Here is a 13,404-nt window from a genome sequence, read left to right as displayed (position 1 = left end):
TGGCCGCGTTACCGCCGTACTACGGCCAGAGACCTCTGCTCGATTTCGCTTCGCCGACGCGTTCGAGGGCGACGACGTAGGCGGCGTCGCGCCAACTCACGTCGCCCGCCTCGACCTCCCGGCGCACGTCGTTCCACGCCGAGAGCATCAGCGATTCGAGTTCGTCGTTGACGCGTTCGAGCGACCACTGGCGACGGTTGATGTCCTGCAACCACTCGAAGTACGAGACCGTCACCCCGCCCGCGTTGGCGAGGATGTCCGGAATCACCGGCACGCCGCGCTCTTCGAGGATTTCGTCGGCGGCCGAAGTCGTCGGGCCGTTCGCGCCCTCGACCACGATGTCGGCCTGCACGTCGTCGGCGTTGTCCGCGGTGAGGACGTTGCCGACGGCGGCCGGAATCACCACGTCCACGTCGAGTTCGAGGACTTCCTCGTTGGTGAGCGTGTTCGGCGCGTCGTACTGCATCACGGCCTCTGGTTGCTCCTCGTGGGAGGGGACCGCGTGGGTGTCGAGACCGGTCGTGTCGTAGGCCGCGCCGTTCACGTCGCTGACCGCGACGACGTTCGCGCCCCAGTCGTCCAGCAGACGCGCGGCGTTCGCACCGACCGAACCGAACCCCTGCACGGCGACGGTAGCCTCGTCGAGGTCCTCGCCGTAGTAGCGCAGGGCCTCTCGCGCGATGATTGCGACCGAGCGACCGGGCGCTTCCTCGCGGCCCTCGCTCCCGCCGATGACGGGCGGTTTGCCGGTGACGACGCCGGGCGTCGTCTCGCCCTCCTGCATCGAATAGGCGTCCATGAACCACGCCATCGTCTGGGCGTCGGTGCCCATGTCCGGGGCCGGGATGTCCTGTTTCGGGCCGATGGTGTCCCGAATCTCCTCGGCGAACCGGCGGGTCAGACGCTCTTTCTCCTCGGTGGAGAGGTCCTTGGGGTTGACCACGACGCCGCCCTTCGCGCCGCCGAACGGCAGGTCCATCACCGCGCACTTCCACGTCATCCACATCGAGAGACCCACGCACTCCTCGGCGGTCACTTCCGGGTGGAAGCGCAGGCCGCCCTTGTAGGGTCCGCGTACGTCGTCGTGTTGGGCGCGATAGCCCGTGTACACTTCGACGGACCCGTCGTCGCGCTTGAGCGGAACGCCGACTTCGACCACCCGCGTCGGGTGCTCGAGTCGCTCGATGACGCCCTCGTCCACGTCTACGTGGGTGGCCGCCGCCGAGAGTTGCCGTAGGGCGGTTTCCAGTGCCGATTCGGTCTCCGAATACTCGTCCGCGTCGCCGTCTTCGAGCGTGTTCGTTGCCATGTTCTGGAGCGAATTACTCGTAGGGCATCTGACGATTTCGCATCGCGGTCCCGCAGTCAGAACAGGTTCCGGGATGGCTGTCTTCGCTCACGATTTCGCCGCAGTGCAGACACTCGTACTCGGAGTCGGCGTCCGCGTCGTAACCGATGTCTCTGTGGCTCATTCGGTAAAAATTGCTACGAACTGCGGCGACATGGAATGAGCAGTTGAATAGTAAACCGTGACGCCGGGCTTCGCGGGTTACTATTCAACCCCCGCGGGTCGCGGGCGACTCTCGAACAGCGAGGCGAACAGTTTCCGCTGAATTCGACGCACGTGGTCGTAGAACGCGGTGTGGGAGATGTCCAACATCGACGCCACGTCCCGGCCCGTCACGTCCCGGTCGGCGTCGAAGAATCCGGTGTGGTAGGCCATCTGCGCGACTTCGAGTTGGCGCTCGGTCAGGTTCTCGCGGAACCGCTCGGAGCGCCTCGCGGCGTCTATCGCCCGAGTCCGCTCGCGCTGAGCGACCAGTTCGGCGTCGTCGTACGTGTTCGAGACTACCTCGTCTATCGACCGAGTTGCGACCGAACCGGGCACGTCCACGGTCAGCGAGAGGCTTTCGGGGGTCGCGCGCAGGCCGCGCAGGACCGCGCCGTGGTCGGCGAGGACCGTCGTCACGAACTCCTCGCGGACTCGCAGGCCGACGAGTCCGCCGCCGTCGGTCTCCCGAATCGGTTCCGCGTCGGCGATGCCGACGAACTCCCCGGCCGCCGCGACCACGCCGTCGAGGTCCGCGCCCTCCACCGCGGCGAACACGAGCGTCGTCCCGTCGTCTCGGGCCACGTCGCCCTCCACGTCGAACGACGCGCCGGTCTCGGCGGCGAGTCGGCGGAGGTCGGCGTTCGCGTCCGAGACCCGGTATTCGAGTTCGGCCACCGTGTCGCTCTGGAGGGCCTCCTTGCGCTGGACCGCGTTGATGGCCGCCGCCACGGTGTCGCCCAGTTCCCGGAGGACCGACCGGACCATCCCGTCGAAGGCGTCCGGGCGGTCGGCGTAGACGCTCAGCGTGCCGAAGAGCACGTCGTCGTACGCGAGGGGAATCGACAGCACCGACTGGAAGTCCCGCGACACCGCCTCCTTGCACCACCGCCCGGTCCGGAGGTGGTCGGCGACGTTCGAGACGAGGGCGGCCTCGCGGTCGTCGGCCGCCCGGACGCTCGGTTCGGCGGTCTCGGCGTCGAGACCCGACTCCAGCGGAACCGCGTCGAGGTAGCCCCGTTCGTCGCCGTCCCACGCCCGCGGGCGGAGCGTCCGACTCAGCGCGGTCGTCTCGCCTATCCACGCGAAGGCGAAGCGGTCGTCGGCGGTCAGTCGCTCGCAGACCGCGGTCTCTATCTTCTCGCGGGACTCCGCGCCGACGAGGGCTTGGTCTATCTCGCGGATGAACTCGTTGACCCGATTGAGTTGCGAGAGCCTCCGATTCTGGTGCTGGAGGGTCCGGTCGCGCTCGCGGAGTTCGGTCTCACGCTCTACCCGGTCGAACGCCGCTTCGGTCGTCGCCGCCAGCAGTTCCGTGACTTCTTCGCCCACCTCGTCGAACGTCTCGCCGTCCGTCGCGGCCGCCACGAAGACGCCGTGGTCTCCGAGCGGAACCGCCACGAAGTCGCTACAGGTCGAGAAGAGCGCCCGTCGCCCGGACGCCTCCGCGGGGCGGGTCCCGGCGGAGTCTGTCCCGACCGAGTGCGTCCCGCCGGTCAGGGTCTCGTCCTCCACGAACGCCCGACTGACCGCCGAATTCCGGTCGAGGCGGAGGGACGGAAGCGTGCCGAGCATCGCCTCCAACTCGTCGGACACCGCCGTCGGGTAGAGGACGTTCTCCTCGCGGTCGAACTGGTAGACGGCCGCGGCCGCCGAGGGGAGGACCGACGCGGCGTCGGAAACCACGCGGTCGGCTATCTCGGGGTGGGTCTCGGCGTACAGCAGGTTGCGACTGGTCCGGTGGAGTTGGGTCAGCGCCCGTTCGCGCTGTTTGCGCTTGGTGATGTCCCGGCAACTGTAGAGGGTGGTCCCGCCCTGAATCGAGACCCGCCGGACGTTGACCAGCAGGGTGTGTTCCCGGCCGTCCTTGTCGGTCGCGGTGCATTCGAGGTTGGTCAGTACCCCCTCGGTTTCGAGGCGTTCGCGGTCGAAGAGGTCCTCGCCCAGCAGGGCGTCGATGGTGCCGAGTTCGTGAATCTCCTCGGCGCTGTGGCCGAAGATGAAGTGGACGTTCGGACAGACGTAGGTGAACTCGCCGCCGTCGTCGGTGACGAGAACGGTGTCGGTCATGTTGTTCAGCGTGACGCGGTGGAGTTCCTCGGACGCGCGGAGTTCCTCCTCCAACCGGACGCGCTCGGCGACTTCGCGGCCCTCCACGACGAGGCGCGTCACCTCACCGCCGTCGGCGACGGGCCGGACGGTGAACTCGAATCGGGTGGCGTCGTCTCCGCCCGGACCGTCCGCGTCGGAAGCAGGCAGTCCGGCCTCGAAGTTGGCGTACTCGCCGCGCCGGGCGCGCCGAATCGCGTCCTGTAGGTCCCGGCGGGAGTCGTCGGTCCACGGAAGCCCCCAGAACCGCTTGCCGAGGACGCTCCGCTCGTCGGTTCCCAGATAGTCGAGCGCGCCGCGGTTCACCCGAACGACGGTCCCGTCGGCGTCGAGGACGGCGCTGAACTGGTCCGGCGTGGCGAAAAACGACTCGAACTGGTCGGCCTTCGCGCGCTGGCGGCGTTCGTCGTCGCGGCGTTCGACCGCCTCCCGACACCGACGCCGCAACTCCGCGGCGTCGGCGTCCGTCGGCAGGTAGTCGGCGACGTTCGCCGCGACTGCCTCGCCCGCCAGCGACTCGCTTCCCTCGTCGGGTGCCAAGACGAACGCGGCGGTGACGCCGCGTTCGCGGAGCGCCGCCGCCAGTTCGAGACCGGTCGTCCCGCCGAGTCGGTGCGCGGAGACGACGCAATCGACGCCCTCGGCGTCGATTGCGGTCGCTATCGCTCGGTCGGCGGTCCCGACGACCCGCGTCGAGAACGCGCCGGAGTCGGCGAGCGCCGGTCGGACCCGTTCGACCCACGGGTCCGGTCCCACCAGCAGAGCGTCGAGAGAGTCGGTCGTACTTCGAGCAGACCGGGGCGTGTCCATCGTCGCCGTCTTAGCGCGGTGAGTGATAAAGAACGTTCGTTGTCCGACTCGCGCGCCGTCGGAGGAGCGCCCGGACCGAGAGAGAAACAATTATCTATTGTAGAGCAATCTATAGTGGTCTATAAGAAAGGTAAATATTTGTTCGGGTCGCGCTCCCGACGGGAGCGCGACCCGTCGCTCGTCTCGCCGCCTGTCACCCACCTATTTGTCGCTCGCCTCCGACCAGTTCGGTATGTCAGAGACGCCCCACGTCGTCGCTATCTGCGGAAGCCTTCGGGACGAGAGCGTCACGAGAGTCGCGCTGGAACACGCCGCGGACGCCGCGGAAACCGCGGGCGCGGAGACCGACCTGCTCGACCTGCGCGAGTACGACCTGCCCGCCTACGACCCCGACGTGGACGACGCCGACGCGGGGGACGCCGCCCGACTCGCCCGCGAGGTCCGGGAGGCCGACGCCGTTCTGCTCGGGTCGCCGATGTACCACGGGTCGTACTCGTCGGTGCTGAAGACCGCCCTCGACTACTGCGGGTTCGACGAGTTCGAGAACAAGACCGTCGGCCTGCTGGCAGTCTCGGGCGGGAGTTTCCCCATCACCGCGCTAGAACACCTCCGTTCGGTGTGTCGCGCCCTCGACGCGTGGGTCCTGCCCCATCAGGCCGCGGTCCCTCGGTCGCACTCGGCGGTCCGGGACGGGACGTTCACCGACGAGGACGTGGCGGAGCGCGTCCGGGAACTCGGCCGAGAAGTCGTGGGCTACGCCTTCATCGAACCCTGCCCGCCGACGCCCGAGAGCGAAGAGAACGTCGGCGCGGTTGAGTAGCGTTTAAATCGACCATCTCTGCCCCGACCGTAGGTCCCTTTCCCGTGGGGACCGTCGTTGCTCCCATGTCGCAGACGAACCGGAAGTTCCTGCTGGCGAAGCGCCCCGACGGAAAACCCGACCGAGACACCTTCGAGTTGGTGGAAGAAGACGTACCGCGACCCGGACCCGGCGAGGTGCTGGTTCGGACGCTCTATCTCTCGGTAGACCCCTACATGCGTGGCCGGATGGACGCCGGAGAGTCCTACGCCGAACCGTGGGAAGTCGGGGACCCGCTTCGCGGCGGCGTCGTCGGCGAAGTGGTCGAGTCGAACGGCGCGGGCTTCGAAGCGGGCGACGTGGTGACGGGCAACCTCCAGTGGGCCGACTACGCGACTGCCCGCGGGGACGAACTCCAACCGGTGAACCCCGACCTCGGCCCGATTTCGACCGCACTGGGCGTCCTCGGGATGCCGGGACGCACCGCCTACTTCGGCACTCGTGAGGTCGCACGACCCAAGGCGGACGACACCTTCGTCGTCACGGGCGCGGCGGGCGCGGTGGGTTCGGTCGCGGGCCAGATAGCCAAACTCTCGGGCGCTCGCGTCGTCGGGTTCGCGGGGTCCGACGAGAAGGTCGCGTTCCTCGAAGACGAACTCGGTTTCGACGCCGGAATCAACTACAAGGCCACCGACGACTACGCCGCCGCGCTGGACGAGGCGGCTCCGAACGGCGTCGATAGCTACTTCGACAACGTCGGCGGACCCATCACCGACGCCGTGTTCTCGAAGTTGAACGTCGATGCGCGGGTCGCGGTCTGCGGCCAGATTTCGATGTACAACGCCGAGGAGATACCGACGGGACCGCGAAAGCTCGGCAAACTCATCGAGACGCGAGCGACGGTCGAGGGACTGCTCGTTCAGGACTTCGCGCCGCGGTTCGAGCAGGCGACCCGGCGACTCGCCGAGTGGGTCGCCGACGGCGAGATACAGTACCGCGAGACGGTGACGGAGGGACTCGAAGACGCTCCCGATGCGTTCCTCGGACTCTTCGAGGGCGAGAATATCGGCAAGCAACTCGTGAAGGTCGGCGAGCGCGAATCGTAGCGCGCTTCTCTCGCTCTCACTTCTCGGCGACGACTTCGACTCGCTCGCGTAACCACGCGGCGGCCGACTCGACGGTTTCGGAGTCCGACCCCGACACTTTCAGGCGGTTTCGCTCGTCGGTCGCGGGGTAGCTTCCGACCGCCACGTCGAACCGGTCGCGCACGCCCGCTATCGCACCCAACAGGGACGCCTCGGGTTGGGGCGTGTAGAGGGTCGCCGAAACCACGTCGCCGCCGAACTCGTCGGCGACCGCCTCGAACAGCGCCCGCATCTCCGTCGGGACGCCGGGAAACGCGTAGACGTTGCCGAGGACGCAACCCGGACACAGCCCTTCGGGGTTCAGGACCGGTCGGCCTCCCTCCGGGAGCGCCGCCCACGCGTCCACGTCGAGGTCCAACTCGTGGGCCTCGACCGTCTCGGGGTTTTCGTCTCGGTACGCCGCGACGGTCGCTATCACGTCCTCGCGGACGGTCTCGTCCACGACGAGTTCGCTGTCGAACGCGTCGGCGATGGCGTCGGCGGTCACGTCGTCGTGGGTGCCGCCGAGACCGCCCGTCACGACCACCGCGTCGAAGGCGTCGGCCCACTCGCGGACCGTCTCGGCGACGAGTTCGCGGTCGTCGGGCACCGTGAGGATGCGCGCGACCGTCGCGCCAGCGTCGGTGAGTCGGCCCGCTAGCCACGTCGCGTTCGTGTTCTCGGTGTCGCCCGCGAGTACTTCGTCGCCGACGGTGAGGATGGCGACTTCCATCGACGGAAGCGACGCTGGCCGCGGACAAAAGCCACACGGTCGGGCGAGCGGCACCGAACTTCGGGCCAGTTAGTCGTGACAGCGAAACGGGTTTCGGACCGTAGCCAGCGACCGACGCTCGGGGTACTGCCCGGAAATCCCCGTTAGACGATGGATGTTACGACTGGTCGGTGTATCTTTACTTGCATTTGGACCTGTCGAGGCGGGTGCGATTCTCGTCGTATCCGTCTTCGATTTCTGACGACACGCCAGTCGAGTAGTCAGTTCTTTTACCGAACGTCCCTCTTTCGCACGACTGTCCACACCGACGCGATTCGGCAACCCTTTTGACCCTCCTGTGAGCGCAGAACGGACATGCACAAGATAACCAACAGCGGGTGGGTCGAGGTCGTGACCGGGTGCATGTTCTCGGGCAAGACCGAGGAACTCCTCCGGCGACTTCGCAGGGCCGAAATCGCGGGCCAAGAGGTGGCGGCGTTCAAGCCCTCGCTCGACGACCGCTACGGCGAGGGGACCGTGGGGTCGCACAACGGCCGCCAGTGGGACGCGACGGTCGTAGACCCCGAGGAGGGCGTCTGGGACATCCCCGAAGAACTCAACGGCGAGGAAGTCGTCGCCGTAGACGAGGCGAACTTCTTCTCGGCGGAACTGGTCGAAGTCTGCGAGTTCCTCGCGGCGGACGGCCGACGGGTCGTCGTCTCGGGCACCGACCAGACCTTCCGGGCCGAACCCTTCGAACCCCTGCCGCGCCTCGTCGCGCTGGCGGAGTACGTGGACAAGTATCAGGCTATCTGCGCCCAGTGTGGCGAACCCGCGACCCGAAACCAGCGCCTCATCGACGGCGAACCCGCCCACGTCGACGACCCGACCATCATGGTGGGTGCCGACGAGTCCTACGAGGCGCGATGTCGGAACTGTCATACCCTCCGGACCGACTAGTGCTACGCGATGACCCAGTGGGTCGAGAATCCGACGGGCGGGCGCAATCGCGGTCCCGCGGCGCTCGCTCGCGCGTGGGTGGAAGTCCTCCTCAATCCCCGGCGGTTCTTCGAGCGCGCCATCGCGCCGGGCGACCAAGCGCCGGGACTCGTCTTCGCCGTGGCAGTCGTCCTCGCGGAGGAGGCGACCCGGTTCGCGCTGGTTCCGGGCGCGGCCCCGACCTTCGGCGGGCGACCGGCGCTCTCGGCGGCGTTCGGACTCGCGCTGGCGGCGCTGTTCGTCGCGCCCGCGGTCCTCCATCTGACCGCCGCGCTCCAGACCGTCCTCCTGATGGCAGTCGTGCCCGAGCGCGCGGGCACCAGCGAGACGGTGCAAGTCGTCGCCTACGCCACCGCGCCGTGCGTGTTCGCCGGGGTTCCGTCGCCGACGCTCCGGGCCGCCTGCGCCCTCTACGGCGCGGCGCTGTTCCTCGTCGGTCTCCGGACGGTCCACGACACCTCCTACTTCCGGGCGCTCCTCGCGGGCGCGATTCCGGCGGCGCTGGTCTTCGGGTACGCCTTCCGGGGAATCGCGGCGCTGGAGGAAGTCGTCGCGTGGAACGGCGAGACGGCGTGTCTCCGGGTCGTGGAACTCGGCGCGGAGGTCTGCGTCGCGCTCGTATAGGAACGTAGGAAACCCATGTTAATTTTGTTTGGCGTGCGCGAGAAACGCGCGCGAGAAGGCCGGGAAGGCGTGAGGTTCTCGCGGTGCGGTTGCGGTGCTGTGCGGGCCACCAGTCCACCATCACTAGAACACTGTCACGAACCCGCTCACGCGTGACTTATTCGAAGACCGGACTGTCGTCCTCCAGCGCCTCGATGTCGCGGGCAATCTCCCGGACCTGCTCGGGGAAGAGTGCGACCTGTACCTCGTTGCCCTCGTCGTCCTCGCAGACGATTTTCACGCGCTTGTCGCCGAACTCTCGGGCCTCGGCCGACTCCACGTCGAACAGTTTCGCGGTGCCGGACTTGTTCGAGGGACCGACGTTCTTGATGGCTCCGTCCTTCAGTTCGACCATGAAGTCGTCGAGGATGAGGTTGAGCATGCCTCGTCGTTCGCGCGGGAGCGTCTTATAAAGGATGGGTCGGCAGGTCGGAGAAGGTCGTTCGTCGGGGGAGAGTCGTTCGCTGAGATGGAGAGTGTCGTTCGCTGGGGGAAGGGGCCGCGTTCGCTCTTCGCATCCGGGACGGAGAACGACGACGAGACGCTAGCTTCAGGCTCGAACCAATCAGACCGCAAACCGCACCGCGACTCGTGGCCCCCGCACCGCTCGCGCCTGTCGGCGCTCGCGGTGCGCGTCCCGTGGTCCGTTACACTTCACTGTTCAAAGTAGGCAGTCAACTTTCAAGGCGTTCGGGGTTGGGACCCTATCGGATGGCATCCGACGAGTCCGACGACTCTCACGAGCGTAGCGACCCGGAGAAGGCCGACCACTACCGCCACGGCGGCGGCACCGACGAAATCGTCTTCGCCGTCGAGGACGGCCGTGTGCTGGCGATTCGGGAGTACCCGACCGTCGCGGCGTTCGAGCGAGCGGTCGGAGACGCCGAGTTCGTCGGCGTCCACGAGGGGGTCGCGGACCTGCCGGGCGTCGAGGCGTTCGAGGGCGAAGAGACGCGCGAGTAGCCAAGCCAGTTTCGACAACCGTTTTAGGCCGGGGCTATTTTGCTCGCGTATAAGATGGGTTCGTGTATCATCTGCGGGACTCCTGCCGACGGCGCAATCTGCGAGAGCCACGAGCAGGATGTCCTCTTCGAATTCACCGGCGACAACCCGAATCAGTTGTCGTCGGGACGGTACTACAAAGGAACTGTAGACGGCTTCGCCGAGTTCGGCGTCTTCGTCAACGTCGGCGACAGCGTGACCGGGTTGCTCCACAAGAGCGAACTCGACCAGCGACTCGACTCGCTCGACTGGGACGAGGGCGACGAGGTGTTCGTGGAAGTCACCGGCGTCCGCGACAACGGCAACGTGGACCTCGGGTGGTCGCTCCGCCAGTCCGAACGCGAGTTCCGGGGCAAGCTAATCGACGACCCCCAACGCGGCGCGGTCCTCCCCGAGGACGTTGACGCCAGCGAGGGCGACGACGGCGACGACCAGCAGGCGACGACCGACGGCGCGGGCACGGTCGACCCCGCCGAGCGAGAAACCGAGTCGGCAGGCGAGTCCGGCGCGGAGTCGGAGTCGTCCGCGGACGACTCCGCGGCCGAGTCCGACGCCGAATCCGGTCCGTCCCGCGTCGAAATCGAGACGCTGAGCGACCGAGTGGACGACGAGGTTCGCATCGAGGGCGAAATCGTCGGCGCGCGCCAGACCAGCGGTCCGACCGTCTTCGAGGTCCGCGACGAGACCGCGACGGTCGATTGCGCCGCGTTCGTGGAGGCGGGCGTCCGGGCCTACCCCGAGACCGAGACGGGCGACCTCGTTCGACTCGACGGCGTGGTCGAACTCCGCAACAACGAGTTGCAGGTCGAGACCGACGACCTCCAGAAGTTGGAGGGCGACGACCGCAAGACCGTCGAGACCCGACTCGAAGCGGCCCTGACCAGCGAGGCCCGACCCGACGACGTTGGCCTGCTGGCCGACCACGAGTCGGTGTCTGCAGTCCACAGCAGGATTCGGGACGCCGCCGAGGAGATTCGGCGCGCGGTCATGGAGTCCCGGCCGGTCATCGTCCGGCACAACGCCACCGCCGACGGCTACGTCGCTGGCGCGGCCATCGAGCGGGCGGTCCTGCCGCTGGTTCGAGACGAACACGCCAAGAGCGACGCCGAGTACCACTACTTCGACCGGCGACCGCTCGAAGGCGGCGACTACGACATGGCCGACGCGACCAAGGACGTGACGACGATGCTCGACAACCGGGAGCGCCACGACGAGAAGCTCCCGCTGTTCGTCGTCGTCTCGGCCGGAAGTACCGACGAGTCGCGCGACGGCTTCGAACTTCTCGACATCTACGACGCCCCGCGCGTCGTCGTGGACGCGACCTACCCCGACGAAGACGTTGCCGACCTCGCCGACGTGACGGTCAACCCGCACCTCGAAGGTGCCGACGCCAGCGACGTGAACGCGGGCGTCCTCGGCGCGAACGTCGCGGCCCACGTCAACGCCGACGTGCGAGAGGACGTGTCTCACCTCCCGGCGGTCAGCTTCTGGGAGGGCGCGCCCGAGGCGTACACCGACCTCGCCAGCGACGCGGGCTACGACGCCGACCACACCACCGCGCTTCGGGAGGCAGTCGCGCTGGAAGCCTACTATCAGGCTTACGAGGACAAGCGCGAACTCATCACCGATCTCCTCTTCGAACACGAGAAGCGCGACCTCGCCGAACACGTCGGCGAGCAGTTCCGCGAGAAACTCCAGACCGAACTCGACACCGTGGAACCGAACCTCTCGGTCCGCGGCGAGGGCGGCGTCTCGTTCACCGTTCTCGACACCGAGGCGTTCACCCACCGCTTCGACTTCCCGCCGACGGCGCTCCTGTTGGACGCCATCCACCGACAGGGACTCGGCGCGGAGGGTGCCTCGGGCGACGAACACGTCACCCTCGGCGTGGACGAAGACGAGATTCACGTCCGGAGCGACGGCCGAGTCAACGCCCGCGAAGTCGCGGCCGCCGCGAGCGACGAGGCCGAGAACGCGGGTATCTCGGCGAAGGGCACCCGCGACGGAGCCATCGAGTTCCTCTCGGGCGAACGCGACGAAGCCCTCGACGCCGTGGTCGCCGCAATCAGCGACCAACTGTAGGGTCGCCGCAGATAGCGGTCGTTTCTCGCCGTTCTCACGGTCCGATAGCCTCGCGTGCGAGCGACACCCAGCCAGCGAACGCTCGGCCGACCAACCGACAGCGAGTGCCCGGCCGACCAACCCCAAGGGTGGACAAGGGGCCGCTCGGTCGCGTGCAGTTTCGTCGTCTCAGCGACCGCGAGCGGGCGGGGGCTTTCGAGGAAGGCTCCGCGCTTCCGGTTTCTGCGACGACTCCGACGTTTCGTAGCGGTCCCGTCGCGCCGAACCGCGTTACTCCGCCGGTCTCTCGGACTTCGGACCAGTCGGTGACAGTCACGTCACCTGCTTACCTCTCCGTCCGGCAAGGCTCAAGGCCGCGCTCGGGCTACCAGAGGTATGCCCGACGCCGACGCGCCGCCGCTTTCGAACGTCAACCACGTCACGAACATCTGCACCGACATGGACCGCACGCGAGAGTTCTACGAGGACGTGCTGGGCTTTCACACCGTCAAGATGACCGAGAACTACGACGACCCCGGCACGAAGCACTACTACTTCTCGCCGACGCCCGAGGGCGAACCCGGCACCGTCGTCACCTACTTCGAGTATCCCGACTCGCGCGGGACGCCCGGGCCGGGCGCGTCCCACCACTTCGCGTTCGGCGTCCCCGACGAGGAGACCCTGCGCGACTGGCGCGACCACCTCCGCGAGCAGGGCGTCCGGGTCTCGCAGGTACGGGACCGGACGTACTTCCGGAGCATCTACTTCTCGGACCCCGACGGCTTGACCGTCGAAATCTGCACGGAGGGACCGGGATTCGGCGTGGACGAGGACGTGCCGGGAACCGAGTTCGTGGCGGCCCCGGACCAGCGATGACGGCGAGCAATCCCCACGCTGGCGCGTCCGACCCCCACGACGGCCAACCGGTCGCCACCGCGGGCGCGGTCGCGGACGGCGTACCCACCGCCGACGCCGACGCCGTGGTCGTGTTCGTCCACGGCCGGGGAGCGACCGCCGAGGGGATGCTGGAGATGGCCACCGAGTTCGACGCCGACGGCGTGGCCTACCTCGCGCCGCAGGCCCGCGGCCGGACGTGGTACCCCGACTCCTTTCTCGCGCCAATCGAGGACAACGAACCGAGTCTGTCGTCGGCGCTCGACTTCCTCGGCAGGGTCCACCAGCGCGTCGCCGACGCCGGGATTCCGGCCGACCGGACCTGCTTGGTCGGGTTCTCGCAGGGTGCCTGCCTCGCCAGCGAGTTCGTCGCCCGCAACGCCGAGGAGTACGGCGGACTCGCGGTCCTGAGCGGCGGACTGATTGGCCCGGAGGGAACCCCGCGCGACTACGACGGCGACCTCGGCGCGACGCCGATTTTCCTCGGTTGCGGCGACCGGGACCCACACATCCCGGTCGAGCGCGTCCACGAGACCCGCGACGTGCTGACGGAACTCGGCGGCGACGTGACCGAGCGCATCTACGAGGGGATGAGCCACGGCGTGAACCGCGAGGAGATGGAGTACGTCCGGAATCTGGTTGAGGACGCGGCGTCGATGGAGTGAGTCGTCCGGACCCGCGA

General features: G+C 67.8%; 13 protein-coding genes. 8 read left to right on the top strand and 5 right to left on the bottom strand.

Annotation, left to right across the window (positions count from 1 at the left end; all coding sequences use genetic code 11):
• Positions 1-19: 19 nt before the first annotated feature.
• From gdhB to P2T60_RS10335, 3 genes are all read right to left on the bottom strand, one after another.
• The gene (gdhB, locus tag P2T60_RS10345; protein WP_276279167.1) at positions 20-1,309 is read right to left on the bottom strand and encodes a glutamate dehydrogenase GdhB; all 1,290 of its coding nucleotides are present in this window, start codon (positions 1,307-1,309) and stop codon (positions 20-22) included.
• A gap of 13 nt (positions 1,310-1,322) precedes the next feature.
• Positions 1,323-1,472: a rubrerythrin-like domain-containing protein gene (locus P2T60_RS10340; protein WP_276279166.1), complete on the bottom strand. Its 150-nt coding sequence runs from the start codon at positions 1,470-1,472 to the stop codon at positions 1,323-1,325.
• An 80-nt stretch (positions 1,473-1,552) separates the two neighbouring features.
• The gene (locus P2T60_RS10335; RefSeq protein ID WP_276279165.1) at positions 1,553-4,468 is read right to left on the bottom strand and encodes a bacterio-opsin activator domain-containing protein; all 2,916 of its coding nucleotides are present in this window, start codon (positions 4,466-4,468) and stop codon (positions 1,553-1,555) included.
• 232 nt (positions 4,469-4,700) lie between these two features.
• Between P2T60_RS10335 and P2T60_RS10330 the strand changes: the two genes are divergently transcribed.
• Both P2T60_RS10330 and P2T60_RS10325 read left to right on the top strand, forming a co-directional pair.
• The gene (locus tag P2T60_RS10330) at positions 4,701-5,288 is read left to right on the top strand and encodes an NADPH-dependent FMN reductase (protein WP_276279164.1); all 588 of its coding nucleotides are present in this window, start codon (positions 4,701-4,703) and stop codon (positions 5,286-5,288) included.
• Between the two features lie 65 nt (positions 5,289-5,353).
• Complete coding sequence (locus P2T60_RS10325; RefSeq protein ID WP_276279163.1) at positions 5,354-6,373, top strand: NADP-dependent oxidoreductase; 1,020 nt, start codon at positions 5,354-5,356, stop codon at positions 6,371-6,373.
• A 16-nt stretch (positions 6,374-6,389) separates the two neighbouring features.
• Here P2T60_RS10325 and P2T60_RS10320 read toward each other — a convergent pair whose 3' ends face one another.
• Positions 6,390-7,124 carry a competence/damage-inducible protein A gene (locus P2T60_RS10320; RefSeq protein ID WP_276279162.1) on the bottom strand — a complete coding sequence of 245 codons (735 nt, stop codon included), beginning with the start codon at positions 7,122-7,124 and terminating at the stop codon, positions 6,390-6,392.
• A gap of 354 nt (positions 7,125-7,478) precedes the next feature.
• Between P2T60_RS10320 and P2T60_RS10315 the strand changes: the two genes are divergently transcribed.
• Together P2T60_RS10315 and P2T60_RS10310 are read left to right on the top strand one after the other, a co-directional pair.
• The gene (locus P2T60_RS10315) at positions 7,479-8,063 is read left to right on the top strand and encodes a thymidine kinase (RefSeq protein WP_276279161.1); all 585 of its coding nucleotides are present in this window, start codon (positions 7,479-7,481) and stop codon (positions 8,061-8,063) included.
• Between the two features lie 9 nt (positions 8,064-8,072).
• Positions 8,073-8,726 (top strand): YIP1 family protein, encoded by a 654-nt coding sequence (locus tag P2T60_RS10310; protein WP_276279160.1) that lies wholly within the window; start codon positions 8,073-8,075, stop codon positions 8,724-8,726.
• Between the two features lie 157 nt (positions 8,727-8,883).
• Here the strand turns inward: P2T60_RS10310 and P2T60_RS10305 are convergent, their stop codons facing one another.
• A complete protein-coding gene (locus P2T60_RS10305; RefSeq protein WP_276279159.1) occupies positions 8,884-9,147 on the bottom strand; it encodes a hypothetical protein in 264 nt (87 codons plus the stop codon).
• Between the two features lie 329 nt (positions 9,148-9,476).
• On the opposite strand from P2T60_RS10305, the gene P2T60_RS10300 reads away from it, so the two are divergent.
• The 4 genes from P2T60_RS10300 (at position 9,477) to P2T60_RS10285 (ending at position 13,387) form a co-directional block, all read left to right on the top strand.
• A complete protein-coding gene (locus P2T60_RS10300; RefSeq protein WP_276279158.1) occupies positions 9,477-9,728 on the top strand; it encodes a hypothetical protein in 252 nt (83 codons plus the stop codon).
• A 54-nt stretch (positions 9,729-9,782) separates the two neighbouring features.
• Positions 9,783-11,849, top strand: a complete 2,067-nt coding sequence (locus P2T60_RS10295) for a DHH family phosphoesterase (protein ID WP_276279157.1) — start codon at positions 9,783-9,785, stop codon at positions 11,847-11,849.
• A 375-nt stretch (positions 11,850-12,224) separates the two neighbouring features.
• Positions 12,225-12,704 carry a VOC family protein gene (locus P2T60_RS10290; protein ID WP_276279156.1) on the top strand — a complete coding sequence of 160 codons (480 nt, stop codon included), beginning with the start codon at positions 12,225-12,227 and terminating at the stop codon, positions 12,702-12,704.
• Positions 12,701-13,387, top strand: a complete 687-nt coding sequence (locus P2T60_RS10285; RefSeq protein ID WP_276279155.1) for an alpha/beta hydrolase — start codon at positions 12,701-12,703, stop codon at positions 13,385-13,387. Before P2T60_RS10290 ends, P2T60_RS10285 begins: the two co-directional genes overlap by 4 nt.
• The last annotated feature ends 17 nt before the right edge of the window (positions 13,388-13,404 follow it).

It is taken from the genome of Halorussus caseinilyticus (assembly GCF_029338395.1).
GTDB lineage: Archaea > Halobacteriota > Halobacteria > Halobacteriales > Haladaptataceae > Halorussus > Halorussus caseinilyticus.
The sequence above is the reverse complement of the archived record's forward strand: the minus strand, read 5'-3'. Positions and strand labels throughout refer to the sequence as shown.

Excerpts from the sequence above, each read along its gene's own strand:
- gdhB (WP_276279167.1), bottom strand. The coding sequence starts at position 1,309 with ATGGCAACGAACACGCTCGAAGACGGCGACGCGGACGAGTATTCGGAG.
- P2T60_RS10340 (WP_276279166.1), bottom strand. The coding sequence starts at position 1,472 with ATGAGCCACAGAGACATCGGTTACGACGCGGACGCCGACTCCGAGTAC.
- P2T60_RS10335 (WP_276279165.1), bottom strand. The coding sequence starts at position 4,468 with ATGGACACGCCCCGGTCTGCTCGAAGTACGACCGACTCTCTCGACGCT.
- P2T60_RS10330 (WP_276279164.1), top strand. The coding sequence starts at position 4,701 with ATGTCAGAGACGCCCCACGTCGTCGCTATCTGCGGAAGCCTTCGGGAC.
- P2T60_RS10325 (WP_276279163.1), top strand. The coding sequence starts at position 5,354 with ATGTCGCAGACGAACCGGAAGTTCCTGCTGGCGAAGCGCCCCGACGGA.
- P2T60_RS10320 (WP_276279162.1), bottom strand. The coding sequence starts at position 7,124 with ATGGAAGTCGCCATCCTCACCGTCGGCGACGAAGTACTCGCGGGCGAC.
- P2T60_RS10315 (WP_276279161.1), top strand. The coding sequence starts at position 7,479 with ATGCACAAGATAACCAACAGCGGGTGGGTCGAGGTCGTGACCGGGTGC.
- P2T60_RS10310 (WP_276279160.1), top strand. The coding sequence starts at position 8,073 with ATGACCCAGTGGGTCGAGAATCCGACGGGCGGGCGCAATCGCGGTCCC.
- P2T60_RS10305 (WP_276279159.1), bottom strand. The coding sequence starts at position 9,147 with ATGCTCAACCTCATCCTCGACGACTTCATGGTCGAACTGAAGGACGGA.
- P2T60_RS10300 (WP_276279158.1), top strand. The coding sequence starts at position 9,477 with ATGGCATCCGACGAGTCCGACGACTCTCACGAGCGTAGCGACCCGGAG.
- P2T60_RS10295 (WP_276279157.1), top strand. The coding sequence starts at position 9,783 with ATGGGTTCGTGTATCATCTGCGGGACTCCTGCCGACGGCGCAATCTGC.
- P2T60_RS10290 (WP_276279156.1), top strand. The coding sequence starts at position 12,225 with ATGCCCGACGCCGACGCGCCGCCGCTTTCGAACGTCAACCACGTCACG.
- P2T60_RS10285 (WP_276279155.1), top strand. The coding sequence starts at position 12,701 with ATGACGGCGAGCAATCCCCACGCTGGCGCGTCCGACCCCCACGACGGC.